The sequence below is a fragment of the Streptomyces dryopteridis genome, assembly GCF_049606955.1.
Lineage (GTDB): Bacteria > Actinomycetota > Actinomycetes > Streptomycetales > Streptomycetaceae > Streptomyces.
Genome location: NZ_CP187113.1, coordinates 3,854,727 through 3,878,463, shown reverse-complemented (window position 1 = coordinate 3,878,463; position 23,737 = coordinate 3,854,727). Strand labels below are relative to the sequence as shown.

Annotated in this window: 22 protein-coding genes; 9 read left to right on the top strand and 13 right to left on the bottom strand. The window is 74.9% G+C overall.

Annotated features, from left to right (window positions below):
* Positions 1-147: 147 nt before the first annotated feature.
* The 3 genes from ACN20G_RS16550 to ACN20G_RS16540 form a co-directional block, all read right to left on the bottom strand.
* Positions 148-1,803 (bottom strand): beta-N-acetylhexosaminidase, encoded by a 1,656-nt coding sequence (locus tag ACN20G_RS16550; RefSeq protein ID WP_424213558.1) that lies wholly within the window; start codon positions 1,801-1,803, stop codon positions 148-150.
* A 388-nt stretch (positions 1,804-2,191) separates the two neighbouring features.
* Positions 2,192-2,482: a DUF3039 domain-containing protein gene (locus tag ACN20G_RS16545; protein ID WP_424213557.1), complete on the bottom strand. Its 291-nt coding sequence runs from the start codon at positions 2,480-2,482 to the stop codon at positions 2,192-2,194.
* 80 nt (positions 2,483-2,562) lie between these two features.
* On the bottom strand, positions 2,563-3,123 hold the full coding sequence (locus tag ACN20G_RS16540) for a YqgE/AlgH family protein (protein WP_424213556.1): 561 nt from the start codon (positions 3,121-3,123) through the stop codon (positions 2,563-2,565).
* A gap of 313 nt (positions 3,124-3,436) precedes the next feature.
* On the opposite strand from ACN20G_RS16540, the gene murA reads away from it, so the two are divergent.
* On the top strand, positions 3,437-4,777 hold the full coding sequence (murA, locus tag ACN20G_RS16535; RefSeq protein WP_424213555.1) for a UDP-N-acetylglucosamine 1-carboxyvinyltransferase: 1,341 nt from the start codon (positions 3,437-3,439) through the stop codon (positions 4,775-4,777).
* A 538-nt stretch (positions 4,778-5,315) separates the two neighbouring features.
* On the opposite strand, the gene ACN20G_RS16530 is transcribed toward murA, so the two are convergent.
* The 6 genes from ACN20G_RS16530 to ACN20G_RS16505 all read right to left on the bottom strand — a co-directional run bounded on the left by ACN20G_RS16530 (position 5,316) and on the right by ACN20G_RS16505 (position 13,028).
* On the bottom strand, positions 5,316-5,597 hold the full coding sequence (locus ACN20G_RS16530) for an HU family DNA-binding protein (protein WP_424213554.1): 282 nt from the start codon (positions 5,595-5,597) through the stop codon (positions 5,316-5,318).
* 310 nt (positions 5,598-5,907) lie between these two features.
* The gene (locus tag ACN20G_RS16525) at positions 5,908-7,344 is read right to left on the bottom strand and encodes an NAD-dependent malic enzyme (protein WP_424213553.1); all 1,437 of its coding nucleotides are present in this window, start codon (positions 7,342-7,344) and stop codon (positions 5,908-5,910) included.
* Positions 7,345-7,918: 574 nt separating this feature from the next.
* Positions 7,919-10,291: a HelD family protein gene (locus ACN20G_RS16520; RefSeq protein WP_424213552.1), complete on the bottom strand. Its 2,373-nt coding sequence runs from the start codon at positions 10,289-10,291 to the stop codon at positions 7,919-7,921.
* Positions 10,292-10,375: 84 nt separating this feature from the next.
* Positions 10,376-10,951, bottom strand: coding sequence for a GNAT family N-acetyltransferase (locus ACN20G_RS16515; RefSeq protein ID WP_424215540.1), 576 nt, complete (start codon positions 10,949-10,951; stop codon positions 10,376-10,378).
* Positions 10,951-11,742 (bottom strand): winged helix-turn-helix domain-containing protein, encoded by a 792-nt coding sequence (locus tag ACN20G_RS16510; RefSeq protein ID WP_424213551.1) that lies wholly within the window; start codon positions 11,740-11,742, stop codon positions 10,951-10,953. Before ACN20G_RS16510 ends, ACN20G_RS16515 begins: the two co-directional genes overlap by 1 nt.
* Positions 11,743-12,062: 320 nt before the next feature.
* The gene (locus ACN20G_RS16505; protein WP_424213550.1) at positions 12,063-13,028 is read right to left on the bottom strand and encodes a LysR family transcriptional regulator; all 966 of its coding nucleotides are present in this window, start codon (positions 13,026-13,028) and stop codon (positions 12,063-12,065) included.
* 108 nt (positions 13,029-13,136) lie between these two features.
* Here ACN20G_RS16505 and ACN20G_RS16500 point away from each other — a divergent pair, with 108 nt between their 5' ends.
* Positions 13,137-14,483 (top strand): MFS transporter, encoded by a 1,347-nt coding sequence (locus ACN20G_RS16500; RefSeq protein ID WP_424213549.1) that lies wholly within the window; start codon positions 13,137-13,139, stop codon positions 14,481-14,483.
* A gap of 4 nt (positions 14,484-14,487) precedes the next feature.
* Here ACN20G_RS16500 and ACN20G_RS16495 read toward each other — a convergent pair whose 3' ends face one another.
* Genes ACN20G_RS16495 through ACN20G_RS16480 form a run of 4 tightly spaced genes read right to left on the bottom strand, consistent with a single transcriptional unit; the run spans position 14,488 to position 16,647 of the window.
* The gene (locus ACN20G_RS16495; RefSeq protein WP_424213548.1) at positions 14,488-14,961 is read right to left on the bottom strand and encodes an NUDIX hydrolase; all 474 of its coding nucleotides are present in this window, start codon (positions 14,959-14,961) and stop codon (positions 14,488-14,490) included.
* Positions 14,961-15,413, bottom strand: coding sequence for an NUDIX domain-containing protein (locus ACN20G_RS16490; protein ID WP_424213547.1), 453 nt, complete (start codon positions 15,411-15,413; stop codon positions 14,961-14,963). The genes ACN20G_RS16495 and ACN20G_RS16490 overlap by 1 nt, the downstream gene beginning before the upstream one ends.
* A gap of 9 nt (positions 15,414-15,422) precedes the next feature.
* Positions 15,423-15,899, bottom strand: coding sequence for an NUDIX hydrolase (locus ACN20G_RS16485; RefSeq protein ID WP_424213546.1), 477 nt, complete (start codon positions 15,897-15,899; stop codon positions 15,423-15,425).
* A complete protein-coding gene (locus ACN20G_RS16480) occupies positions 15,877-16,647 on the bottom strand; it encodes a DUF5919 domain-containing protein (RefSeq protein WP_424213545.1) in 771 nt (256 codons plus the stop codon). Before ACN20G_RS16480 ends, ACN20G_RS16485 begins: the two co-directional genes overlap by 23 nt.
* Before the next feature lie 172 nt (positions 16,648-16,819).
* Between ACN20G_RS16480 and ACN20G_RS16475 the strand changes: the two genes are divergently transcribed.
* The 7 genes from ACN20G_RS16475 to ACN20G_RS16445 all read left to right on the top strand — a co-directional run bounded on the left by ACN20G_RS16475 (position 16,820) and on the right by ACN20G_RS16445 (position 23,043).
* The gene (locus ACN20G_RS16475) at positions 16,820-16,975 is read left to right on the top strand and encodes a hypothetical protein (RefSeq protein ID WP_424213544.1); all 156 of its coding nucleotides are present in this window, start codon (positions 16,820-16,822) and stop codon (positions 16,973-16,975) included.
* A complete protein-coding gene (locus ACN20G_RS16470) occupies positions 16,972-17,205 on the top strand; it encodes a hypothetical protein (RefSeq protein WP_424213543.1) in 234 nt (77 codons plus the stop codon). The genes ACN20G_RS16475 and ACN20G_RS16470 overlap by 4 nt, the downstream gene beginning before the upstream one ends.
* Positions 17,206-17,821: 616 nt before the next feature.
* Complete coding sequence (locus ACN20G_RS16465) at positions 17,822-18,535, top strand: ATP-binding cassette domain-containing protein (RefSeq protein WP_424213542.1); 714 nt, start codon at positions 17,822-17,824, stop codon at positions 18,533-18,535.
* A 596-nt stretch (positions 18,536-19,131) separates the two neighbouring features.
* On the top strand, positions 19,132-20,970 hold the full coding sequence (locus ACN20G_RS16460) for a hypothetical protein (protein ID WP_424213541.1): 1,839 nt from the start codon (positions 19,132-19,134) through the stop codon (positions 20,968-20,970).
* Positions 20,971-20,988: 18 nt separating this feature from the next.
* Positions 20,989-21,411 (top strand): SgcJ/EcaC family oxidoreductase, encoded by a 423-nt coding sequence (locus ACN20G_RS16455; protein ID WP_424213540.1) that lies wholly within the window; start codon positions 20,989-20,991, stop codon positions 21,409-21,411.
* Positions 21,412-21,421: 10 nt separating this feature from the next.
* A complete protein-coding gene (locus tag ACN20G_RS16450) occupies positions 21,422-22,195 on the top strand; it encodes a GNAT family N-acetyltransferase (protein WP_424213539.1) in 774 nt (257 codons plus the stop codon).
* Between the two features lie 329 nt (positions 22,196-22,524).
* Positions 22,525-23,043, top strand: a complete 519-nt coding sequence (locus ACN20G_RS16445) for a hypothetical protein (protein ID WP_424213538.1) — start codon at positions 22,525-22,527, stop codon at positions 23,041-23,043.
* Positions 23,044-23,737: the final 694 nt, after the last annotated feature.

Here is a 23,737-nt window from a genome sequence, read left to right as displayed (position 1 = left end):
CGCCCGGGTCTTCGGGCGGGTGCGGGCGTCGCGGCGGGGTGGGCTCCGGGGTCCTCCGCAGGTCACGGGATTGGCCGGATTCCTCCCCCGATGCGGGCAGTTGCCGGGAGCGTTCCGGTTGCCGGGCCGGTGGGGCCCGGGCGGGGGTCAGCGCTTGGGCGGGGTGCCCTCGATCGGCCGGCCCTGGACTCCGGGGCGGCGCTGTCGGGGCAGCGGGCCGCCCTGCGGCCGGTAGTCGACGCCGAGGGCGTCCAGCCGGGGCAGATGGCCGCGTTCCACGCGGGCCGCGAAGGCGCCGAAGTCCCGTTGCGAGGGCTCGGGGAGCTCGGACCAGACGACCTCGGCGAAGGCGGCGAGCCGGGGGTGCACCTGGTAGTCCACGCGGTTCCGGTTCTCCATCACCTCGGTCCACACGTTGGCCTGGGCGCCCAGCACGTGCGCGGCGGCCTCCGGGCTCAGGCCCTCGGGGATCGGCTCGAAGCGGTAGACGTCCTCCAGGGAGCGGACGTAGCCGATGGGCATGGGCTCGTCGGGTCCGCCGTCCTGCCGGTGGTCGAAGTACACGTGCTGTTCGGGGCACATGACCACGTCGTGCCCGGATTCGGCGGCGGCGATCCCGCCCGCGTAGCCGCGCCAGGAGGAGACGGTGGCGCCGGGGGCGAGGCCGCCCTCCAGGATCTCGTCCCAGCCGATCAGGCGGCGGCCGCGGGCGGCGAGCCAGCCGTCGAAGTGGCGGATGAACCAGGACTGGAGGCCGTCCTCGTCGCCGACGCCGAGTTCGGCGATGCGGGCCTGCGCGGTCGGGGACGCCTTCCACTGGGCCTTGGGGCACTCGTCGCCGCCGACGTGCACGAAGGGGGAGGTCTCGACGGGGAAGAGTTCGAGGATCTCCTCGAAGACCTCCTCGTAGAAGCGGACCACGGCGTCGGTGGGGGCGAGGACGTTCTCGGTGATGCCCCAGTCGTCCCACACGCCGAGCGCGGCGGTGTCCACCACGTCGGTGTTGCCGAGTTCGGGGTAGGCGGCGATCGCGGCCTGGGAGTGGCCGGGGACGTCGATCTCGGGCACCACGCGGATGTGGCGCTCGGCGGCGTAGGAGACGATCTCGCGGATGTCGTCCTGGGTGTAGAACCCGCCGTGCGGGGTGTCGTTCCACAGCGGCGAGGCCCGGTGGCCCCAGCGGCTGCGCGGGCGCCAGGAGCCGATCTCGGTGAGCCGGGGGTGCCGGCGGATCTCGACGCGCCAGCCCTGGTCGTCGGTCAGGTGCAGGTGCAGCACGTTGAGTTTGTGGGCGGCGAGCACGTCGATGTGGTGCAGCACGTCGGCCACGGGCATGAAGTGCCGGGCCACGTCCAGCATCAGCCCGCGCCAGGCCAGCCGGGGCCGGTCGCGGACCACGAGCGGCGCGATCCGGGGCCGCTCGGCGGCGGGCCGGCGCACGGGGGCCTTGCGGTGGGCGTCGGGGCCGAGGAGCTGACGCAGGGTCTGGGCGCCCCAGAACAGGCCGGCGGGGCCGCCGCCGACGATCCGGGCGCCGGTCGCGGTGACGGTCAGTTCGTACGCCTCGGGCCCGTCGGCCTCGGCGAGGGCCGGGTCGAGGTCCAGCTCGATCCGCTCGCCGCCGGGGGCGGTGGGCGGGAGCAGGGGCCAGCCGAGGGCGGCGCCGAGTTCGCGGCGCAGCCAGGCCGCGGTGCGCTCGGTGCCGGCGGGGGCGAGGAGGGCCGGGTCGTGCGGGACCCAGTCGGCCTGAGGGGTGTTCGACGGGGTGGTCTCGACGGAGCGGGGCTCGGGTATGAGGTCCATGGCGCGTGCGCGTCCCTTCACCGGTGTGCGGTCGATTGCGGTCGACGTACGAGGCCGCGGGGGCGCCGCGCACACGGCACACCACGACCAAGTGGTCCAGACCTTAGTACGGAACGGGGTGCGCACACCCGGGCCGGAGGGACCGGATCGGGGGCCCCGGCGCCCTCGGGACCGACGGACGCCCACCCCGGGACCAAGGCCCCGCCGAGGACCCGCCCGCGCTCGACGGCGCCCGACCGGGCCGCGCCTCCCGCCCGACCCGCGTCCGAGCCGCGTCCGACCCCCGCTCGACCCCGACACGCCGCCGGCCGCCCGCGCGGGGAGCGCGGACGGCCGGTGAGCGGGTCGACGGGACGGACGAACCGGGGGGTCGGGAGGCGACGGCGGGCTACTTGCCGCCCTTGCCGCCGTCCTTGCCCTGGTCGCCGCCGGGGCCCATCGACTCGTAGATCTCCTTGCACATGGGGCAGACCGGGTACTTCTTCGGGTCGCGACCCGGGACCCAGACCTTCCCGCACAGCGCGACGACGGGGGTGCCGTCGAGCGCACTCGCCATGATCTTGTCCTTCTGGACGTAGTGGGCGAAGCGCTCGTGGTCGCCGTCGCCGTGGGAGACCTGCGGCGTCGGCTCGACCAGGGTTCCCGTGCCTGTCCCGCGATCGGGCTCAAGAGTGCTCATGTCGAAAGGGTACCGATCCCGGGCCCGACCCGGCGGCCCACAGGGTCCGGGGCTCGGGCTCCGGGGCTCGGGGTCCGGGCTCAGTTCAGGCCCGGGTCCTCGGGCCAGGTGGCCAGGAAGGCCAACCGGCCCGGCTGACGGCGCAGCACCGCCCGCCACAGCGACTCCGGGTCGGGGTGCGCGAGGTCGCCCGGTTCGGACTCCACGACGTACCAGGCCCCGTCCGTGATCTCCGCCTCCAGCTGCCCGGGGCCCCAGCCCGCGTACCCGGCGAAGATCCGCAGCGCCCCGAGCGCCGCCGCCAGCAGTTCGGGCGGCGCCTCCAGGTCCACCAGGCCGATCGCCCCGTGCACCCGCCGCCAGCCCAGCGGGCCGTCCGCGCCGGGGATCACCGCGACGCCGAGCGCCGAGTCCAGGGCCACCGGCCCGCCCTGGAACACCACCCCGGGGGAACCGGCCAACGGCGCCCAGGGTTCGAGGATGTCGGCCACGCCCACCGGGGTGGGCCGGTTGAGGACGACGCCCAGGGAGCCCTGCTCGTCGTGGTCGAGCAGCAGGACCACCGTCCGGTCGAAGTTCGGATCCGCGAGGGCGGGTGTGGCCACCAGCAGTCGCCCGGTGAGGGAGGACACCTCGGTCATGGACCCATCGTCCCCCACGTTCGCCCGTCAGGGGGACCCGAGAACCGGCCGGACCGGACCGTTCCGAGGGCGCGGGACACGCCCGGTCCGCTCCGGCGCCTCCCGCGCGCCACGCCCGCGCCCCCACACGCCCCGCGAAGGCTCGCACTGTGCGCCACGAGGCCCCCACGGACCGTACAGGCGCGCCCGATTCGAGACTTTCGTCCCTTGTGTGTCCCGAACTCGACCCCGCGTCGCCCTTACAAAGCGGGGGGTCTCGCCCCTTACCCTTTTCCTTGGCCCCTGCCCACCCCTCTTCCGGAACGCGAGATTCATGACCGGCACAGACGATGTCCTGCTTGTCCACGGCGGTACCCCGCTGGAGGGCGAGATCCGTGTCCGCGGTGCGAAGAACCTCGTGCCGAAGGCCATGGTCGCCGCTCTCCTCGGCAGCGAACCGAGCCGCCTGCGCAACGTCCCCGACATCCGCGACGTGCGGGTGGTCCGCGGCCTGCTGCAGCTGCACGGCGTGACCGTGCGTCCGGGCGACGAGCCGGGCGAACTGGTCCTGGACCCGACGCACGTCGAGAGCGCGAACGTCGCCGACATCGACGCGCACGCGGGCTCCTCGCGCATCCCGATCCTCTTCTGCGGCCCGCTGCTGCACCGCCTGGGTCACGCCTTCATCCCGGGCCTGGGCGGCTGCGACATCGGCGGCCGGCCGATCGACTTCCACTTCGACGTGCTCCGCCAGTTCGGCGCGACCATCGAGAAGCGCGAGGGCGGCCAGTACCTGGAGGCCCCGCGCGGCCTGCGCGGCTGCAAGATCCGCCTGCCCTACCCCTCGGTGGGCTCCACCGAGCAGGTGCTGCTGACGGCCGTCCTGGCCGAGGGCGTCACCGAGCTCACCAACGCGGCCGTCGAGCCCGAGATCGAGGACCTCATCTGCGTGCTGCAGAAGATGGGCGCGATCATCTCCCTCGACACCGACCGCACCATCCGCATCACCGGTGTCGAGCGCCTGCGCGGCTACAACCACAAGGCCCTCTCGGACCGCCTCGAAGCGGCCTCCTGGGCCTCGGCGGCCCTGGCCACCGGCGGCAACATCTACGTGCGCGGCGCCCAGCAGCGTTCGATGATGACCTTCCTGAACACGTTCCGGAAGGTCGGCGGCGCCTTCGAGATCGACGACGACGGCATCCGCTTCTGGCACCCGGGCGGCCCCCTGAAGGCCATCGCCCTGGAGACCGACGTGCACCCGGGCTTCCAGACCGACTGGCAGCAGCCGCTGGTCGTGGCCCTGACCCAGGCCACCGGCCTGTCGATCGTGCACGAGACGGTCTACGAGTCCCGGCTCGGCTTCACCTCCGCCCTCAACCAGATGGGCGCGCACATCCAGCTCTACCGCGAGTGCCTGGGCGGTTCCGCCTGCCGCTTCGGCCAGCGCAACTTCCTGCACTCCGCCGTGGTCTCCGGCCCGACCAAGCTCCAGGGCGCCGACCTGGTCATCCCCGACCTGCGCGGCGGCTTCTCGTACCTGATCGCGGCCCTGGCCGCCGAGGGCACCTCGCGAGTCCACGGCATCGACCTCATCAACCGCGGCTACGAGAACTTCATGGAGAAGCTCGTGGAGCTCGGCGCGAAGGTCGAGCTGCCCTCCGGCGACGTGGTCTGACCCACCCGCCACACGGCACGACGCGACGGGACCGTCCCGACGCCCCCACCCGGGGGCGCGGGGCGGTCCCTTCGCCGTTCCCGGCCCCCGCACGCGACCCCGGCACGGGACCCCGGTACGGCCCGTGCGGCCGAACGGGGTGCCGCGCCGCCGAACGGGTGCCCGGCGGCGTCCGGAGCGCCCCCTGTGGGCGGGTGTGGGCCGATTTTGCCCGTCCCGTCGCCCCCCGGTCGCCCGTGACACCCCGTGACGGCCCCCCAGGGCCCCCAGGACCGCCGAAGCCCGCCCCGGGGCCCCGGTGGGCCCCGCCCGTCACGCGCGGCCCCTGAAGGGCACCGGAGGGCTCCCGTCCGAAATCCCCGCCCGAACCCCGCCCGCGCGCCCGACCCGGGCACCGGCCGCTACGCCCGCCCCGGACACGCCGAAGGGCGGTCACCCCCGTGGGGTGACCGCCCTTCGCGGTGGTTCGCGCTCCGACTCCCGCGCGACGGCCTCGGCGGCGGCCGAGGGTCGCGGGCGGGGGCCGGGCCCGCGGACCTTACTTGCCCTTGGCGGCTTCCTTGAGCTTGGAGCCCGCGGAGACCTTGACGCTGAAGCCGGCCGGGATCTGGATCGGGTCGCCGGTCTGCGGGTTGCGCGCGGTGCGAGCGGCACGGGCGGTGCGCTCGAAGGTCAGGAAGCCGGGGATGGTGACCTTCTCGTCGCCCTTGGCGACGACCTCGCCGACGGTCTCGGCGAGCGCGGCCAGAACGGCGTCGGCGTCCTTGCGGGTCACCTCGGCGCGCTCGGACAGAGCGGCCACCAGCTCACTGCGGTTCATGTTCGTAACTCCCGTGTTCAACTTGCCTGTGAGGCGTGAGATCGAAGCCGATGCTGCCAGGGTCCTCGGACAGTCCCCGGACCCGGGTCTGTCGTCCAGACCCTCGCGCCCGATTACGCATCCTGCCCCCACCAGCGGCGGGAACGCCAATCCGGCGCCCGCCGGGATCACACGGAGAACGCCGGCGTCACGCTTCGGTGACGCTCCGTTCCCACCCGATCCGGTCGATCGGGACCCCGTGTCACGCTCCGTGCGGGCACGCCCGCAACCCTAGGGGGCGACGGACGGGCCCGCATCTCGCGACGCGCCGCTACGCGGTGGGCGTGGGACCCGTCACACTCGCGGTCACCGAGGTGGCGGCCTTGCGGACGGCCCCGGCCACGGCGCCCGCGACCTTGTCGTTGAACACGGACGGGATGATGTAGTTCGGGTTCAGTTCGGGCTCGGTCACCACGTCGGCGAGCGCGGCGGCGGCGGCCAGCATCATGTCGGTGTTGACCGTCCGGGACTGCGCGTCCAGCAGGCCGCGGAAGACGCCGGGGAAGACCAGCACGTTGTTGATCTGGTTGGGGAAGTCCGAGCGGCCGGTGGCCACCACGGCGGCCGTCTGGCGGGCCACCGCGGGGTCGACCTCGGGGTCCGGGTTCGCGAGAGCGAACACGATCGCGCCCTCGGCCATGGCCGCGACGTCCTCGCCGGAGAGCACGTTGGGGGCCGAGACGCCGATGAACACGTCGGCGTCGACCACGGCCTCCTTGAGGGTGCCGGTGTAGCCCTCGGGGTTGGTGTTGTCGGCGATCCAGCGCAGCGGGGACTCGGCGTCCGCGTCCACGAGGTCCTCGCGGCCGGCGTGCACGACGCCGTGCACGTCGGCGACCACGGCGTTCTTCACACCCGCCGAGAGCAGCAGCTTCAGGATCGCGGTGCCCGCCGCGCCGGCGCCGGACATGACGACCTTGACGTCGCCGATGCCCTTGCCGACCACGCGCAGCGCGTTGGTGAGGGCGGCCAGCACCACGATGGCGGTGCCGTGCTGGTCGTCGTGGAAGACGGGGATGTCGAGGGCCTCGCGCAGCCGGGCCTCGATCTCGAAGCAGCGCGGCGCGGAGATGTCCTCCAGGTTGATGCCCGCGAAGCCGGGGGCGATGGCCTTGACGATCGCGACGATCTCGTCGGAGTCCTGGGTGTCCAGGCAGATCGGCCACGCGTCGATGCCGGCGAAGCGCTTGAACAGCGCGGCCTTGCCCTCCATGACGGGCAGCGCGGCCTTCGGGCCGATGTTGCCCAGGCCCAGCACGGCGGAGCCGTCGGTGACGACCGCGACCGAGTTGCGCTTGATGGTGAGGCGCCGGGCGTCCTCGGGGTTCTCGGCGATGGCCATGCAGACCCGGGCCACGCCCGGGGTGTAGATCATCGAGAGGTCGTCGCGGTTGCGGATGGGGTGCTTGGCCGCCATCTCGATCTTGCCGCCGAGGTGCATCAGGAAGGTCCGGTCGGACACCTTCCCGAGCACGACCCCCTCGATCCCGCGGAGCTTCTCCACGATCTCGTCGGCGTGCGCGGTGGACGTGGCCGCGATGGTCACGTCGATCCGCAGGGCCTCCATTCCGGAGGCGGTGACGTCGAGGCCGGTGACCGAGCCACCGGAGGACTCCACGGCGGTGGTGAGCTGGGAGACCGCGGTTCCGCTCGCGGGCACCTCCAGGCGGACCGTCATCGAGTACGAGACGCTGGGCGCCGTTGCCATGGCCGTGTTCCTCTGCTTTCCCTGTGTGCGATGTGCACGGGCCCCCCCGCACGGCAGGTGTGGCAGGACCTGTTTGTCCGATCGTCCCACCTACCGACGGGTAGCAGGTAGCTGACCACGAATTTCGGAAAGACTCTTCCACCATACGAGATTTAGGGGCGTCACGGAATCGTGGATTGATACGAAACAGGTCCGGCCCCTCCACAACGCGGAGGGGCCGGACCTGGTTGCGCGACCGAACGGCCGCGCGAAGTATGAGGACACCGGCCCGCCATGCTCGCCTCGCGGCAAGTGGTCGCTCGCGGCGACTAAGGTTGGGCCCGGGGGCTTGGATCGAGCCGGTGTCTGTCCCCAGGCTAACAAAGACCGCCCGGAATTGATCCCCCCGTTCCGAGTCCCGGACGCGACTCACGCCCTTGGCGGCCCGCCGTCCGGCGGTACCCCGCAGGTCGGGGCCCCGGACCCCGCCGCCGGCCCGCCCGCCGGGCCGGGGGCCCGCGCCCGCCGGCCCCGGCGGTCCGTCACCTCGCCCCGGCCCGCGCCCGCGCCCCGCGTCCCGCGTCCCGCGTCCCGGTCACCAGAGCGTGTCGGCCGCCCCGTCCTCCACCGGCTTCGCGTCCCCGGTCTCCGTGCCGGGCTCGCGCAGCAGCGCCGGCAGGCCCGTGCCCTCCTCCGGTTCGTCCGCCGGGGTCGCGATCACGGTCAGCTCCTGGGTGGCGCGGGTCAGCGCCACGTACAGCACCCGCAGCCCCGCCTCCGACTCCGCCGCGATCTCCGCCGGGGAGACCACCACGGTCGCGTCGTACTCCAGGCCCTTGGCCTCCAGGCTGCCCAGGGCCACGGCCCGGTCGCCGAGTTCGGCCAGCCAGCCGGCGGCCTCGGCCCGGCGTTCCATGGCCACGACCACGCCGACCGTGCCGTCCACCCGTTCCAGCAGGGCCCGCGTCTCCTCCCGCACCACCTCGCCGAGCCCGCCCGGCCCCGCGCCCTTGGCCGAGGGGGCGGCCCGGAACACCGGGCGCAGCCCGGTGGAGCGGACGGCCGTCGGGGACTCCATGCCCGGCATCGCCCGGTGCAGGACGCGGGCGGCCAGCTCGGCGATCTCGGCCGGGTTGCGGTAGTTCACGGTGAGGGTGAAGCGGCGCCGGGGCCGGCTGCCCAGGGCCTCGTCCCGGGCGGCGGCGGCGTCCTCGGGCTCGGGCCAGGAGGACTGCGCGGGGTCGCCGACCACCGTCCACGTGGCGTGCCGGCCGCGCCGGCCGACCATCCGCCACTGCATCGGCGTCAGGTCCTGGGCCTCGTCGACGATGACGTGCGCGTACTCGGTGCGCTCGGCCGCCAGGCGCTCGGCCCGCTCGCGTTGGGTCTCCTCGCGCTGCGGCATCAGCTCGTCGAGGCCGGTGAGCTGGTCCAGCGGGTCGAGTTCCCGCTTGCGCTTGGGCCGGGCCGGGGCGCCGAGCAGGGTCTGGAGCTCGTCCAGCATCGCCACGTCGTGCACGGAGGACTCCGCGCGGCGCAGCGAACGGGCCACCACGCGGGTCTCGCGCGGGGTGAGGATCCGGCGGCTCCAGCGCGACAGGCGGCGCTCCTCGGCCATCTCGGCGAGCACCCCGCGCGGGGTCAGCTCGGGCCACCAGGCGTCGAGGAACTCGATGAACGAGTCCTCGGTGGTGATGTCCTCGTCGAACGCGGAGCGCAGTTCGGCGGCGAGCTCGCGGTCGCTGTGCCGGTTCGCGCCGCCGGACTTCTGCCACAGCGCGTCCAGCAGCAGCCGGCGGGCGCGCGGGCGCAGCAGGTTGACGGGGGCGGTGCCGCCCAGGGCGGTCTGTCGGATCCGGTCGAGTTCGGGCTTCTCCAGCTCCTGCCGGCGGCCGAAGGCCACCACCCGCAGCCGGTCGGGGGCCCCGCCGGTCTCCAGCGCCCCCCGGACGGCCTTGCGGAGCACCTTGAGCATCCGGGCCGAACCCTTGACCCGGGCCACCTCGGGGGTGTCGTAGGCGGTGGCCTCGACCCCGTCGACGAGGTTGCCGAGCGCGCGGATCGCGACCTGCCCCTCCTCGCCGAGGGAGGGCAACACCCCCTCGGTGTAGGCGACCAGGAGGGGGGTCGGGGAGACGATCAGGATGCCGCCGGAGTAGCGCCGCCGGTCCTGGTAGAGGAGGTAGGCGGCGCGGTGCAGGGCCACGGCCGTCTTGCCGGTGCCGGGGCCGCCGGAGACCTCGGCGACGGAGGCGGCGGGGGCGCGGATCACGAGGTCCTGCTCGGCCTGGATGGAGGAGACGATGTCGCGCATCGTGTGGGTCCGGGCCCGGCCGAGGGCCGCCATCAGGGCGCCGTCGCCGATGGCGGGGAGTTCGGCCCCGTCGAGGCTCGCGGTGACCTCGGGGCGCATCAGGTCGTCCTCGACACCGAGCACGCGCCGTCCCTTGGAGCGGATCACGCGCCGGCGCACCACCCGGCCGGGCTCCTTGGGGGTGGAACGGTAGAACGGGGCGGCGGCCGGCGCGCGCCAGTCGATGACCAGCGGCGCGTAGTCGCTGTCGAGGACGCCGATCCGGCCGATGTGCAGCGTCTCGGCGATCTCCGCCGTCAGATCGGGCCGGATCGCGTCGTCGGCGGGGGCCACCGAGGTGTACGCGCCGTCCGCGCCGCGTTCGCCGTCCTTGCCGAGGAGCAGGTCGATGCGGCCGAAGAGGAAGTCCTCGAACTCGTTGTTGAGCCGGTTGAGGTGGATGCCGGCGCGGTACACCTGCGCGTCCCGCTCGGCGAGGGCTCCGGGGGTGCCGACCTGGCCGCGCTTGGAGGCGTCGTCCATGAGGAACTCGGCCTCGTGGATCTTCTCCTCCAGACGTCGGTAGACCCGGTCGAGGTGGGTCTGTTCGATCGCGATCTCACGATCGCGAACGGAATCCGCCGAGTTCTCGACGGCGGCATCCTGCGCGGCCACCAAAGGCCCCCTTCTGACGTGCTGGGCGACCGTCAACCGTACGCGAACGACGGCCCGCTCCGCACACCGCGCCGGCCTGCGGGCTCACACCAGGGTCGGCGGCGGGTCGTCGTGGAGGAGAAGCTGGAAGAGCCGGTGGTCTCGCCAGGCCCCCGCGATGTGCAGGTAGCGGGGCGCGAGCCCGTACTCCTCGAAGCCGCAGCGGGTGAGCACGCGCTGGGAGGCGTGGTTGGTCAGGAGGGTGCCGGCGTGCAGGCGGTGCAGGCCGAGGTCGTCGCGGGCCACGCCGATCAGGGCGCGGACGGCGGCAGTGGCCAGGCCCTTGCCGTGGTGGGCGGCGTCGATCCAGTAGCCGAGGCCGCCCGAGCACAGCGGCCCGTACTCGATGTTCCCGAGGTTGATCGAGCCGATGGGGGTGCCGGGGGCGGTGTCGGCGCCGGTGCCGGCGCCCGCGATGAGCACGTACGGGCGCAGCCGGCCGGCGGCCCGGTCGGCGAGCATCCCCTCGATCCGGGCGGCCTGGCCGGCCTCCGTGTAGAAGGAGTCGGGGCGCAGGGGTTCGACGGGTGCCATGGCGGCACGGTTGCGGGACAGGGTGTCGGCGAGTCCGGCGGCGTCGGCGGGCCGGACCTCGCGCAGGCGGACGCCTTCGATGAGCATCATCCGCGCACGGTAACGGACGGGGCGGTGAAGGTCGCGTCGGTGCCCGGACGTTCCGGCCCGACGGCACGGTCCGGCTCGGCGGCACGGTCCGGCCCGGCGGCACGGTCCGGCTCGGCGGCGAGGCGGTAGCCGCGTTTGACGACCGTGCGGATCAGGCCGGGCACGCCGAGGGCGGCGCGCAGCCGGGCCACGGCGCTCTCGACGGCGTGCTCGTCGGTCCCGGAGCCGGGCAGGGCCAGCAGCAGGGCGGGGCGGCCCACGACGTGGCCGGGCCGGACGGCCAGCGCCCGCAGCAGGGCCATCCCGGCGGGCGGCACGGGCCGCAGCTCGGCCTCGTCGAGGAGCACGGCGTGCCCGCGCGGGTGCAGCCGGCGGCCGGCGACGGTGAGGACGGGCGCGTGCCGGGTGAGCGCGAGGTGCACGAGTCCGGGCAGGTCGGGTGCGGGCGGCAGGGGGCGCAGGCCGGCGGCGCGCAGGAGGCGGGCGGTGTCCTCGTCGGCGCAGGCGGTCGGGGGCGCGGGCCGGTCGGGGTCGAGGCGGGCCAGCAGCGGGCCGGCGGCGCCGGGGGTGGGGACGGCGAGGGCGTCGGCGGTGTGCGGGTCGCCGGTGGTGCGGACGAGGGCGCCGGCGGCGCGCAGGGCGGTGGCCAGGCGCAGGCCCGGGGCGGGCACGGCCGGGTCGGGGGCGACGGCGACGGTCCACCCGGCGAGCGGCCCGGGCCGGGCCCGCGCGGCGGCCTCGTCCGGGATGGTGGGGTCGGTGGGCCGGCTGCGTCGTGCGGTGTCCATGCGTGCCACCTCGGCGGGGTCGTCCGGTCGCGGGCGCTCTCGTGCGGGGCGACAGGGTGCCAAGACGGCGTGACGCGGAGGCTTCGCCGGCGTGTCCCGGGTGTTACGCGCCGGCCCGTGGCCCGGCCGTTCGGGGGCAGCGGCGGGGGCGGGACGGGACGGTCGGTATACGACGCACGGGGTGGACGGGGCGGAGGCGTGCGGGCGGGGCGGAGGCGTGCGGGCGGGGCGGAGGCGTGCGGGGCGAAGGTATGCGGGCGAGGCGGAGGCGTGCGTGCGGGATTCAGCCGTCGGTGAGGGGTTCGGGGGGCGTGCGGGATTCAGCCGGAGGTGAGGGGTTCGGGGGCCCAGCCCCCCTCGGGCACCCGCGTGAGCCACCCCCGTTCGGCGGCCAGCCCGGCGGCGGCCTCGCGCAGCACGCTCAGCGCGGGATGCCGCAGGCCCCGACGCCAGACGAGGGAGACCGGCGAGTGCGGCACGGGCTCCACCAGCGGGCGGCGGACCGACCCGGGCAGCTCGGGGAAGTCCACGGTCACGAGCACCGGGGTGCGCGTGCGGGCCATCACCCGGCGGAACTCCTCGGCCCCGATCGCCACGGGCGCGGCCGGCGCTATGCCGATCCCCCGCCCCTCGAACAGGTGGCGGGCCAGGTCGGTCCACTCCGGGGTGTGCGGGTTGCCGGCCCCCGCGTACACGTCCTCGCCCGCGAGGGCGGCCAGCGGCACGGCGGGCCACGCGGCCAGGGGGTGGTCGGCGGGCAGCAGCACGGCGAGGGGTTCGAGGCGCACGGGCTGCCAGGCGAGGTGGGCGCGGGCCCCGGCGGTCAGGCCGCCGACCCGGCCGAAGGAGCAGTCGAGCCGGCCGGCGGCGATCTCGGCGGCGGCGTGCGTGAGTCCGCGCTCGAACCGGGCCAGGAACTCGTGCTCGGGGGCCCGGTCGCGGGCGTGGGCGAGGACGGCGGCGGGGGTGCCGGGGCCCTCGGTGTTGAGGTCGACGAGGAGGGGCCGGGCCCGGTCGGGGGCGGTGAACGCGGCGGCGAGTTCCTCGTGGGCGGCCAGGACCCGGCGGGCCAGGGGCAGCAGGCGTTCGCCGTCGGGGGTGAGCTGGACCTGCCGGGTGGTGCGGGCGAAGAGGACAGTGCCCAGGAGGGCCTCCAGGCGGCGCACGTCGCGGCTGAGGGCCTGTTGGGCGACGTGCCGGCGGGCGGCGGCGCGCGAGAAGTGCAGCTCTTCGGCGACGGCGAGGAAGCCGCGGAGCAGCCGGGGATCGAGGTCGAGGGGTGCCACGGCCCCACCCTACGAACTTCCCCGCCCCGGCTTTCACAACCCGAGTGCGTGAATCGGTCCCGAACAGGTGTTGGACGCGCCGACCCACCCACGCTGAGCCTGATCCCCATGCCACACGCCCCGACCCCACCCGCGCCCACGCCCACGCCCACGACCACGCCCCCGCCCACGCCGCCCGCACCCAAGGCCACCGCCCCCGAGACCACCACGCCCGTACCGCCGCCCACGCCCGTACCGCCGCCCGCACCCGTACCGCCGCCCGCCCGGGTGCCGCTCCGCGCCCGCTACGCCCGCCTGTTCGCGATCCCCGGCGCCCGCGCCTTCACCCTCGGCAACCTCCTGGCCCGCCTGCCCATGGGCATGTTCGGGGTCGGCGCGGTGCTGATGATCTCGGGCCGGCACGGCTCGTACGCCCTGGCCGGGGCCGTCACGGCCACCGGCCTGGCCTGCACCGCCGTGGCCGCGCCGTGGATCGCGCGGCTCGTCGACCGGCACGGCCAAGCCCGGATCGCCCGTCCCGCGACCGCGCTCGCGGTCCTCGGCGCGCTCGGCCTGGCGGCCTGCGTGCGCCTGGACGCCCCGGTGTGGACCCTGTTCGCGTGCCACGCGCTGACGGCGGCCACGCCCAACACCGGCGGCATGTCCCGGGCCCGCTGGGCGCACCTGCTGGCGGCGGACGAGACGGGCCGGCACACGGCGATGTCCCTGGAGCAGGCCGCCGACGAGCTGTGCTTCATGCTCGGCCCGGTCCTCGCCGCCTTCCTGTGCACGGCGCTGTTCCCGGAGGCCGCCACGGCGACGGCCGCGCTGCTGCTGGCCGCGGGCATGGCCCTGTTCACGGCGCAACGTGCCACCGAACCCCCGCCGTCCCCCGTCGACCCGGCCGGCCGGCCGTCCCGCCTGCGAGTCCCGGGCCTCGTGCCGCTGTTGGCGGCGTTCGCGGCGTTGGGGGTGATGTTCGGGGCGATGGAGGTGGCCTCGATCGCGCACCTCACGGCGGCGGGCCTGACCTGGGCCACCGGCCCGGTCCTCGCCCTCCAGGCCCTCGGCTCCTGCCTGGCCGGCCTGGCCTGCGGCCTCCTCCCGGCGGCCCGACACCCCCACCGCCGGCTGTGGACCTGCCTGGCGGCGCTCACGGCCCTGATGGCCCTGCCCGCCCTGGCCGCCCGCTCACCGGCCCTGCTCCCCCTGGCCCTCGCCCTCCTGGCGGCGGGCATGGCGACGGCGCCGACGATGGTCGCGGCCATGACCCTCGTCCAACGCCTCACCCCACCGGCCCGTCTCAACGAGGGCATGACCCTGGCCGTGACGGCGATCCTGGCCGGCATCTCCGCCGGTTCGGCCCTCACGGGCCCGGCGGTGGACCACCTCCCCACGACCACCGCCTACCTCCTCCCCCCGGCCGCCGCCCTCACCGCCTTGGCCCTCGCCCTGCGCGCCCGTGCCCGCCGGTGAGGGCTCAGTGCCGGACGAGCCCCCCGACGGGCACGGGCTCCACGTGCCCGCTCGCCGGCAACTCCCGCGCGAGCGCGAGCCCCACGTCCACCAGCCCCGACCGCCCGAGCCGAACGACCTCGTCCACGGGGGTCCACACGCACTCCACGACCGCCCCGCCGGGCTCGGGCCGCAGCGTCCCGCCCGTGATCCGCACCCGGTAGAACACCCCGAGGTTCTGGTGCTCGTCGCCACCGGGCACGGCGCGTTCGGCGGCGGGAATCACCCGCGAGTCCACACCGAGCAACCGCTCCACGACCCCCTCGCACCCGGTCTCCTCGGCCACCTCCCGCACCACGGCGTGCACCGGATCCTCCCCGTGCTCGACCCGCCCACCGGGCAACGACCAGTTGTCCTCCCCGTCCCCGCCGACATGCCGGGCGAGCAACACCCGCCCACCCTCGAAACACACGGCATAAGCCGCGACCCGAACACTCATCACCCCTCCGCTCCGAAAACCCGAACCCCGTCATGAACCCGCACCGGCGCGCCTCCGCCGGCGTCGGTGAGGGCATCGGCGACCCGCACCGCGAACGCCTCCGTCATCAGCCGCCCGGCCTCGGCGGGTTCGAGCCACGCCACCTCGGTCGACTCCGCCGAGACCCGCTCGCGACCGCCGACCGGCCGGCACCGGAAGACCAGGGCGAGCACGCCGAGCGCGAGGTTCTTGTACACGCCGCTCAGGCCCTCGACCCGCACCAGCACGCCGGTCTCCTCGGCGACCTCGCGCACGACGCCGTCCTCCGGCCGCTCCGCCGCCTCCAGGATCCCGCCGGGCGGCTCCCAGGCCCCGTTGTCGGCCCGTCGGATCACCAACACCCGCCCGTCCCCGCGCACCACGACCCCGGCGACGGACACGGAATGCAGGGGCCGCCCGATGCTCCCGTTCACCGCCGGCCCCTACGAGACGACGGGACGGCCGTCGCCGTCGCGCCAGTCGAGGACCCGCCGGCGCACGCTGTCGACCATCGGGAGCCCGTCGACCTCCTCGGGCGCGAACCACCGCACCTCGGTCGACTCCTCGGACACCCGCACCCCCGCACCCCCGTCGACGGGCTCGCCGAGCAGGCACACGGAGAACTCCTGCCGCACCTCGCCGTCGTCGTACCCGAACACGTGCCGGGGGTCGGTGTACGTCCCCACGATCCCCGTGATCCGCACCCGGACCCCGGTCTCCTCCCAGGTCTCGCGGATGCCGCACCCGGCGATGGACTCGCCGATCTCCATCCGCCCACCGGGCAGGGCCCACATCCCGTTGTCGACCCGCCGCTGCAACAACACCCGCCCGTCCCCGTCCACGACGACGACGGACGCGGCCGGCACCAGACTGTTCGCGACGGGCGCCCCCGGATCGTCAAACCAATCCCGCCTGCCCATCCCCCACCTCTCCTCGCACATCCCGTCCCCGGCCCCACAGCTCTTCCACGTGCGCAGCGAACCGGTCGAACATCCCGTCCGCCCGGCAGCGACGCAGGTGCATCATGGGCGAATCGTGGCCGACGTGGCGGGCCAGGATCGGGGTCACGATCATCTCGTCGTCGAAGCGGAAGACGGACAGGTTCACGTGTCCGGTCTCGAACCGGCCCTCGATGGCCGGCACGTCCCGCAACTTCTCCAGTTCGGCCAGGGTCACCGCGATCCGTGTCGACAGCGTCAACGGCACCCCCTCTTCCGCTTCCCGAGCCTCGGTGACCGGGCTGTCCGGATCCCCGATCAGGAACCGGACCCGACAACCGGCCTGCGCCTTGCGTCGCAACGCACCCGCGAAATTGGCCTGTTCGAGCCAGAGGAAATAGTTGGTGTACCCGGCGAACACCAGCTCACGGCGGGACTTCGTCACCAGGGACCGCCACAGGGCGGCGGGGGCCGCCGACCGGTAGGGGAAGACCTGGACGACTTCCTTGTCGGGCCCCGTCGCGAGAGCCGACCGAACGGCGTTGGGCCACAACGTGCTCTCCTCCTCGCCTAGTGCGTCGCCGGCGGCCCACCGGTGACGAGCGTGCGGGATGCGGGCCGGATCGGCGATCCACCTGCCGACGGTCTTGGCGTCCACGCCGCACACATCGGCGAGCTGCCTCTCCGTCATCTTGGCACTCGCCATCGCGCGCCGAAGGGCGTGGTTCACGGTTCGCCTCCTGATGACGTCCGGGACGTGTCGAAACGTAGCGACGAAACGTCCCCAACGTCCCGGGAACGAGGTGTAAACGCCCTTGTGAGGGACGGAGCATCGACACCCGACAGCGATGACCGGCCGGCCTCGCCGATCAATGCCCCACGAGCAATCAACGGAGTTCCCTGTGCCCGAACCTGAAGACCCTCCGACCCTCACCGCCCCCTGGGGATCCCTCGGCCCGGATCACGCGCTGTCGGCCGACACGCTCGCTCGGGCCGAGGACGGGTTCGCGCGCTTCCTGGAGGCGTGGGCCGATGACCGGGGCACGGAGGGGTCGTGAGCGACGCGCCCTCCGCCGAACCGCCCTTCCGCCTCGGCGAACTCGTCACCGGCCCCACGTACGTGCCCCGCGAGCACCCCGCCCGGGAGCGCTCCGAGATCGTCACCGGGCGCGTGGTCCAGGTGGGATCCGGCTGGGCCGGGGTGGACGCCGACCAGGCGTACCTGTGGGTCCGCATGGCCTGCGGGCGCGAACGCCAGATGCTCATGCGGGACGCCGACAGGGGTTAGCGCAGCGTGCGGCAGGGGTGCAGGCCGGGCCGTCAGCCAGAGGGGTTCGGGCTCGTGGAGGGAGAGGTTCCACAGCAGCAGCTCTTTCGCGTGGGCCGACAGACCCGGGTGGCGAATGATGTCGTGGGAAACCTGCGAGAAGCGGCGCGTCGGGGGGATGACATGGTGGAGCATCCCAACCATCCTCAGGGCTAAAATGGCTTGTGGGTGAAGGCCCCCGAATCGGTGTTGGTGCACCCTCGGGGGCCGCCTCTTTTTCTGTGCAGAGGCGGCGAATGAGCGCAGATCAGCCTGTTCGGAGTGCCGGCATATGCCGCTGACCAGCCACTACGCGCGCCTTGATCGATCCGGTTCACATTCGGACCGACCCATTCCACTTGACCCGACCTGCGGTGACTTTCGGTAACCCGGGAAGGGGACGCGGGCCCTTCGGCGGTAAATCCGGCAATGCGATCAGTTTCGATCAGTTGTCGTCGATCGAATCGACACGTCGAGGAATTCGGACTCGGGTTCGAGTTATCCGTCCTATCGGCCCCACGTGGCCCGTCCCTCCCCCGAACGGGCGCATCGCTCGGTAGCGTCGGCCCCTTCGAACCCCGGTCCGAGGGAGACCCCCATGTCCTCGTCCTCGCCGAAAACCGTGATCCGGTTGCGGGGCGCCACCAAGACCTTCGCCTCCGGTCGGCACTCCGTGACCGCGCTGCGCGGGGTCGACCTCGACGTGCCGGCCGGCGCGATGCTCGCCCTCGCCGGCCCCGGCGGCTCCGGCAAGAGCACCCTGGTCGACCTGCTCGCGGGACTGCACGCCGCCGACGAGGGCGAGGTGGCCGTGCTCGGCCACCACCTCGCGGCACGCCGTCCCGCCGACCGCGCCGCCCTGCGCCTGCGCCGCATCGGCCTCGTGAGACCCGACCCCGGGCTGCTGGCCGACCTCAGCCTCGGCGAGAACACCGCGCTGCCCCTGGAGGCCGCCGGCATCCCGCGCGCCCGCGCCCGACAGGCCGCGCGGGCCGCGCTCGACCGGGTGGGCATCGCCGACCTGCGCGACCGGCTGCCGGCCCAGGTCGACCCGGCGGCCCGGCAACGCGCCGCCGTGGCGCGCGCGGTCGTCGGCGACCGCGAACTCCTCCTCGCCGACGACCCGACGGCACGCCTGGACTCCCGCGCCGCCGCCGACCTGTTGCGGCTCCTCGCGGGCCTGCGCGACCACGGGGTCACCGTCGTCCTCACCCACCGCGGGACCGGGCCCGGGCCCGTCCGGCACGCCGACCTCGTGGCCGAACTCGCCGACGGCGTCCTCGGCCCCGTGACCACCGGCGGCCGGCCGTGACCGGCGGCCCCCACCCCACGGGCCGTGCCCACCGCCCCCGACCGACCCTCCCGCCCCAACCGGCCGCCGACCGCACGGGCGACCACTCCGGCGACGCGCGCCCGCCCGAGCACCCCGCCGCCGTCCCCCCGCAAACCCCCCGCTCCCCCGAACACCCGCCCCGGCCGGCCCAGCCGGCCGGCGCTCCCGTCCCCCGTTCCGGTGAATCCCCCGAACACCCCCCGCCACCCCCGGGCGGCGATCCCGGCCAGGCCCCGAGCCGGACCACGGCCCCACCCTCGGCCCACAACTCGGCACCGACACCGACACCCACCCCGGGCTCGGGCCCGACCCCGGACTCGGCACCGCCGCCGACGCCGACCTCGGACTCGGGCTCGGGCTCGGGCTCGGCCCAAGGTTCGGTGCCGACGGCGACGCCGACCTCGGACTCGGCCCCGACCTCGGACTCGGCGTTCGAATCGACCCTCCGAGGGCCCGATACGGGCACGCGCCGCACGGCGGACCCGGCGCCGGCCACGCCCGACACCACCGCCCCGCCCCCGGCCGCCGGTGCCCTCGCTCGGGCGTTGTTCACGGTGCGGCTCGGGGTGCGGCTCGTGCTCGGGCGTGGGGGGCGGCGGGTCGGGCGGGTCGCGGGGTACGTGGTGCCGGTCGCCCTCGGGCGGGCCTTCGCGCCGCTGCTGCCCGTGCCCGCCGATCCGTTCCTCCCCGACTCCGTCGCGTCCTCCGCCGCCGACACCCCGCTGTTCCTCGTGCCGTTGCTGCTGCTCCTCATCCTCGGTCCGGCCCTCGCCCTGCTGCGGCGCCGCTCGCGGCCCGAGCTCGCCCGCCTGGTCGAGCTCGGGGTCCCGGAGCGCACGGGGCGCACGGCCCTGCGGGTCGGGGTGCTCGTGACGGCGGTGCCCGCCGCGGCCCTCGGCTGGGGCCTGGGCGCCGAGTTCGCCCCGCCCCTGCCGGCCGGCGCCTCCACCACTCCCGCCTGGTACGACGCCGCGCTCGTGCTGTGTCTCCTCGTCGTCCCCGCCGTCGCCCTGCCCCTGACCCGGGACCGGTCCGAGCCGCGCCCCGCACCGCCCGGCCGGCACCCGTTCGCCGGGGTCGCCGCCGTCCTCGGCGGGCTCGCGCTCGTCGGCGCGCTCGGGCTCGGGCTCGCGCCGGGCGCGGACGCCGACACCGTCGCCCGGTGCGCGGCGGCCGGGGTGGTCCTGCTGTTCGGGGCCCTCCTGGCCCGCACGGATCTCCTCCTGCACCTCCTGGCCCGGCTCGCCGACCGGCGGCCCCCGGGCCGGATCGCGCTGCGCGCCCTGGCCCGCTCGCCCCGGCGTGCGACGCGGGTGGTGGCGGTCGGCGCCGCCGGGACCGCCCTCGTCGTCGGCACGCTCGGCACCCTCGCGGGGGCCGCCGCGCACGACCGTGCCGTCCACGAGGGTCCGCGCCGGCCCGGCCAGGTCGAGGTGCTGTTGACGACGCGGGCCGCGCCCGCGGACGTGGCCCGTGCGACGGCCGGGGCGCTGCCGCCGGGCATCCCGCTCGTGCGGGGCACCGCGCTCGGCGATCCCGACGCCCTGGCCGCCGCCCCGGGCCCGGCGCTGGCCCGCCCGTGGCGGGTCGCGGCCCGCCCCGACAGCCCTTTGGCGGGCACCGGGCAGGGCATCGAGGTGGTGGACGACGCGGCCAAGTTCGCGCTGCTCACCGGTCGGCCGTGGACCGTCGGGGAGGAGGCCGCGCTGCGCGCGGGTCGGCTGCTGGTGCTCTCCGCGGACCATCTCGACGGCGACCGCGCCGCCCTGACCCGGCCGGCGGGCTCCGAGTCCAGCGTGCCCGGCCCGGTGGTCCCGGCCGTGCCCGCCGAACTGCCCGTGGACCCGAGCGCCGCGCGTCGGGCCGCCGCGTTCGTCTCCTCGGCCGCGGCCCGCGCCTGGGGCGCGCAGCCCGTCGACTACTCGGTCCTCGCCGACACCCTCGTCCCCGACCCGTCCCCCGCCCTGGGGAGGGCCGTCACGGACGCCGTCGCACGCGTCACCGCCGGCCCGCCGGCCGACGCGGTGCGGGTGGAACGCGGCCCCGTCGGCCCCTCCCCCGCCCTGTGGTGGGCGGCGCTGGCCCTGGCCCTGGCCGTCCTCGCCGTGCCGCTCGGGCCGGCCGCCGTCGCCGGGGCCGACGCCCTCGCGGCCGACCTCGGCCGGCTGCGCCGGCTCGGCCTCGCCCCGCGCGCCCTGCGACGCGCCGCGCACCGGCAGGCGCCGGCCCTGGCCCTGCTCGCCGTCGTCCTCGGCATCGGCGGGGGCGCGGCGGTGGCCGCCGCGCTGTCGTGGCCCCGGGGCGCGCCGATGCTCCTGCCGGCGCTGCCGCTCGCGGTGTTCGCGCCGGCGGCGCCGGTGTTGGCGTACGCGTACGCGGTCCTGACCAAACCCCTTGACCTCAAGGCGACTTGAGGTACCAGAGTTCCCCCCATGACGACGAACCCGACACCGAACCCGACACTCGGCGCCCCGGGCGCCATCGAGGCCATCACCGAGGTCGTGGCCGCCGTGGAACGGACCCAGCGCGCCAAGGACCCCGAGGGCTTCCTCGCCCTCTTCCACCCCGACGCGATCTGGACCACCGGCCACGGCAAGGTCCTCCTCGGCCGCGACGAGATCGCCTCGTTCACCCGCGCCGTGCTGCCCGACGCGAGCTGGGACGGGGACGTGACGTACGAGGTCGCGCACGTGCGCTTCCTGCGCCCCGACGTGGCGGCCGTGAAGGTCCGGCAGCTCTACCGCGCCCCGGACGGGGACACCGAGGGCGCCCCGCTGTACGTGATGACGCGGGACGAGGACGGCCGGTGGCTGCTGCACGCCTGCCAGAACACGGGGGTCGTGACGGATCGATAGCGTCACCCCCATGACCACTCCCCCGGGAACCCCCGGAGCGCACGACGCCGGGCGCTACGCGGTCCGTCCCGCCCGGCCGCAGGACGCGGCGGGCCTGGCGGCCGTCGACAGCTCCTTCACCACCGACACGGTCCTGGAGGTGTCCGTGACGCCGTCGGGCTTCGGCCTGCGCGAGGTCACGGTGGACCCGCCCCTGCGGAAGGTCTTCCCGGAAGACACCCCCGACCCGGCCGCCGACGCAGCCCCCACCCCGGACCCCGCCCCCGATCGGCGGACGTACGTGGCCGTGGCCCCCGACGGCCGGATCGCGGGTTTCGGCGTCTTCGCGTACGCGGCCTGGAACCGGCGCCTGGTGGTCGAGGACATCGCGCTCGACCCCGCCCACCGGGGCCGGGGCCTGGGGCGGGCCCTGATCGCACGGGCCGAGGGCTTCGCCCGCGAGCGGGGCGCCGTGCACCTGTGGCTGGAGGTGAGCAACGTCAACGCCCCGGCCGTCCGCGCCTACCGCCGCTGGGGCTTCGCCCTCTGCGGCCTGGACCTCACCCTCTACGACGGCACCCCCGCCACCGGCGAACACGCCCTCTACCTGTCCCGCCCCACCCCCGCCGAGCCGACGAACGAGCACGACTCCTGGCAGGAGACGGCCCACCTCCTGCGCTCCCCGGCCAACGCCCGGCGCCTGCCGGAGGCCGTCGCCCGCGACCGGGCCGAGCGATGTGCCACAGAGGACGTCGACGTCCAGGACGTCCTCGGCGCCATCGACGCGGGCAGGGCGCGCCGCTGATCGTCGCGGCCCCCGCCCGCCCGCGCTCGCGGCACGACGAAGGCCCCGCCGCCGGTCGGAACCGGTTGCGGGGCCTTCGCCTCACATGGGATGAGTGGAGATGGCGGGAATCGAACCCGCCAAATACTTCCGGCCTGACCTGCCGTTTTCCCCATTCTGCCTGGTCAGCGCCGTACAGGCCAGCATGGGCCAACCCCAGATGACACCGGCTGACACGCCCGGTGCCCCCACGGGGGGCACCGATGATCTTGAGTCGTCAGCCCATCGAGACCCGAGTACACACCCGCGAGTGATGACAGGCCGTGCCGCGCGGTGCTTTCCTGTCCCACATGGACAACTCCGCATCTTCCGGGGCATCCCGGGACGTGCGGGAGGTCGCCGAGGCCTATCTGACCAAGCTGCGCAGCAGGCTGCGGCGCCGCTTCGGCCAGACCTTCGGGCGCCGGGGCGCCTGGACCAGCCCAGGCCAGCGAAAGGTATCCCTCCGGCGACTGCACTTCATCGCCGCGGAAGTCGCCGAACGCATCCACACCTACACCCAGCGACTCCAGGCGTACTTCGGTCTGCCCGAGGCGGACTGGCCCGCTCTGCGCATGTACCGCCTCGACGCGGATATCCACCGTCTCCTCCGGGTACTCAACACCCTTTGCCGCCACTTCGCCGTCTCGCAGGCAGCCCTCACCGCCACGGCAGAGCTCGGCCGCCTCCCCGCATGGGCTGCGCTCATGCCACGAGTCGGGGACTCCCTGCCACCCGTGGTCACCCCTCAGCGGTATGCGCTCGTCGCATCGGTCCTCACTGCGGCCCCACCCCCGGCGCCTGTGGCTGCGTCGGTCGCCTCCCAGTAGCCGAAGGAGGAGAGCGCGCCGTTCTCGGCACCGCGCACGCCTCCCCCACACCCGCACACCACGTACGGCGCGCTCCTCATGCATGGCCCTATCGCTTCCGCAGCGGACATGGAATCTCCCTGATCCGTGCGCGACGCCGACCCTCCCCCTGTGGCCGGACACCGGACGACTCCTCGGTGTCAGCCGAACACTGGCCTACCAGGGCGCACGCACAGGCGAGATCCCCACGATCCGGATCGGCAACCGGCTCCTCGTCCCCACCGCTCAGCTCTGGGAACTCCTCACCGGCCGCCCCTTCGAGATCCCGCCCGCACCTACTGTCGAGCCGTCCCCGGTCTCGGCTACGCAGCCCGCGCGCTCCCCACGCCGCCGCAAGCGCCGCGCAGCACGTGGGAGTGCCGCCGAATGAGCAGCAACATGAGCGACGCCCCGGCACGGGACGGTGCGGCGGGGCGTCCGAGGGACCGGATGGAGAGCGGTCTCAGCACGGCCAGCATGGCAGAGGCACCCAGTAGTCCGGGGCAGTCCGCTAACACTCCTGGTGAGCTAACCGCCGCATGGGCATCGGCCCGCCTGGCGGAACTTCTACCAGCAGGAGACGGAACCGAACCGCCGGCCTATGGCTCCCAGGGATGGCTCCGGCTGAGTCCGAACTCTCCTCTCCGAGCCGCAGCCCTTATCCGTGCGGCCGAGG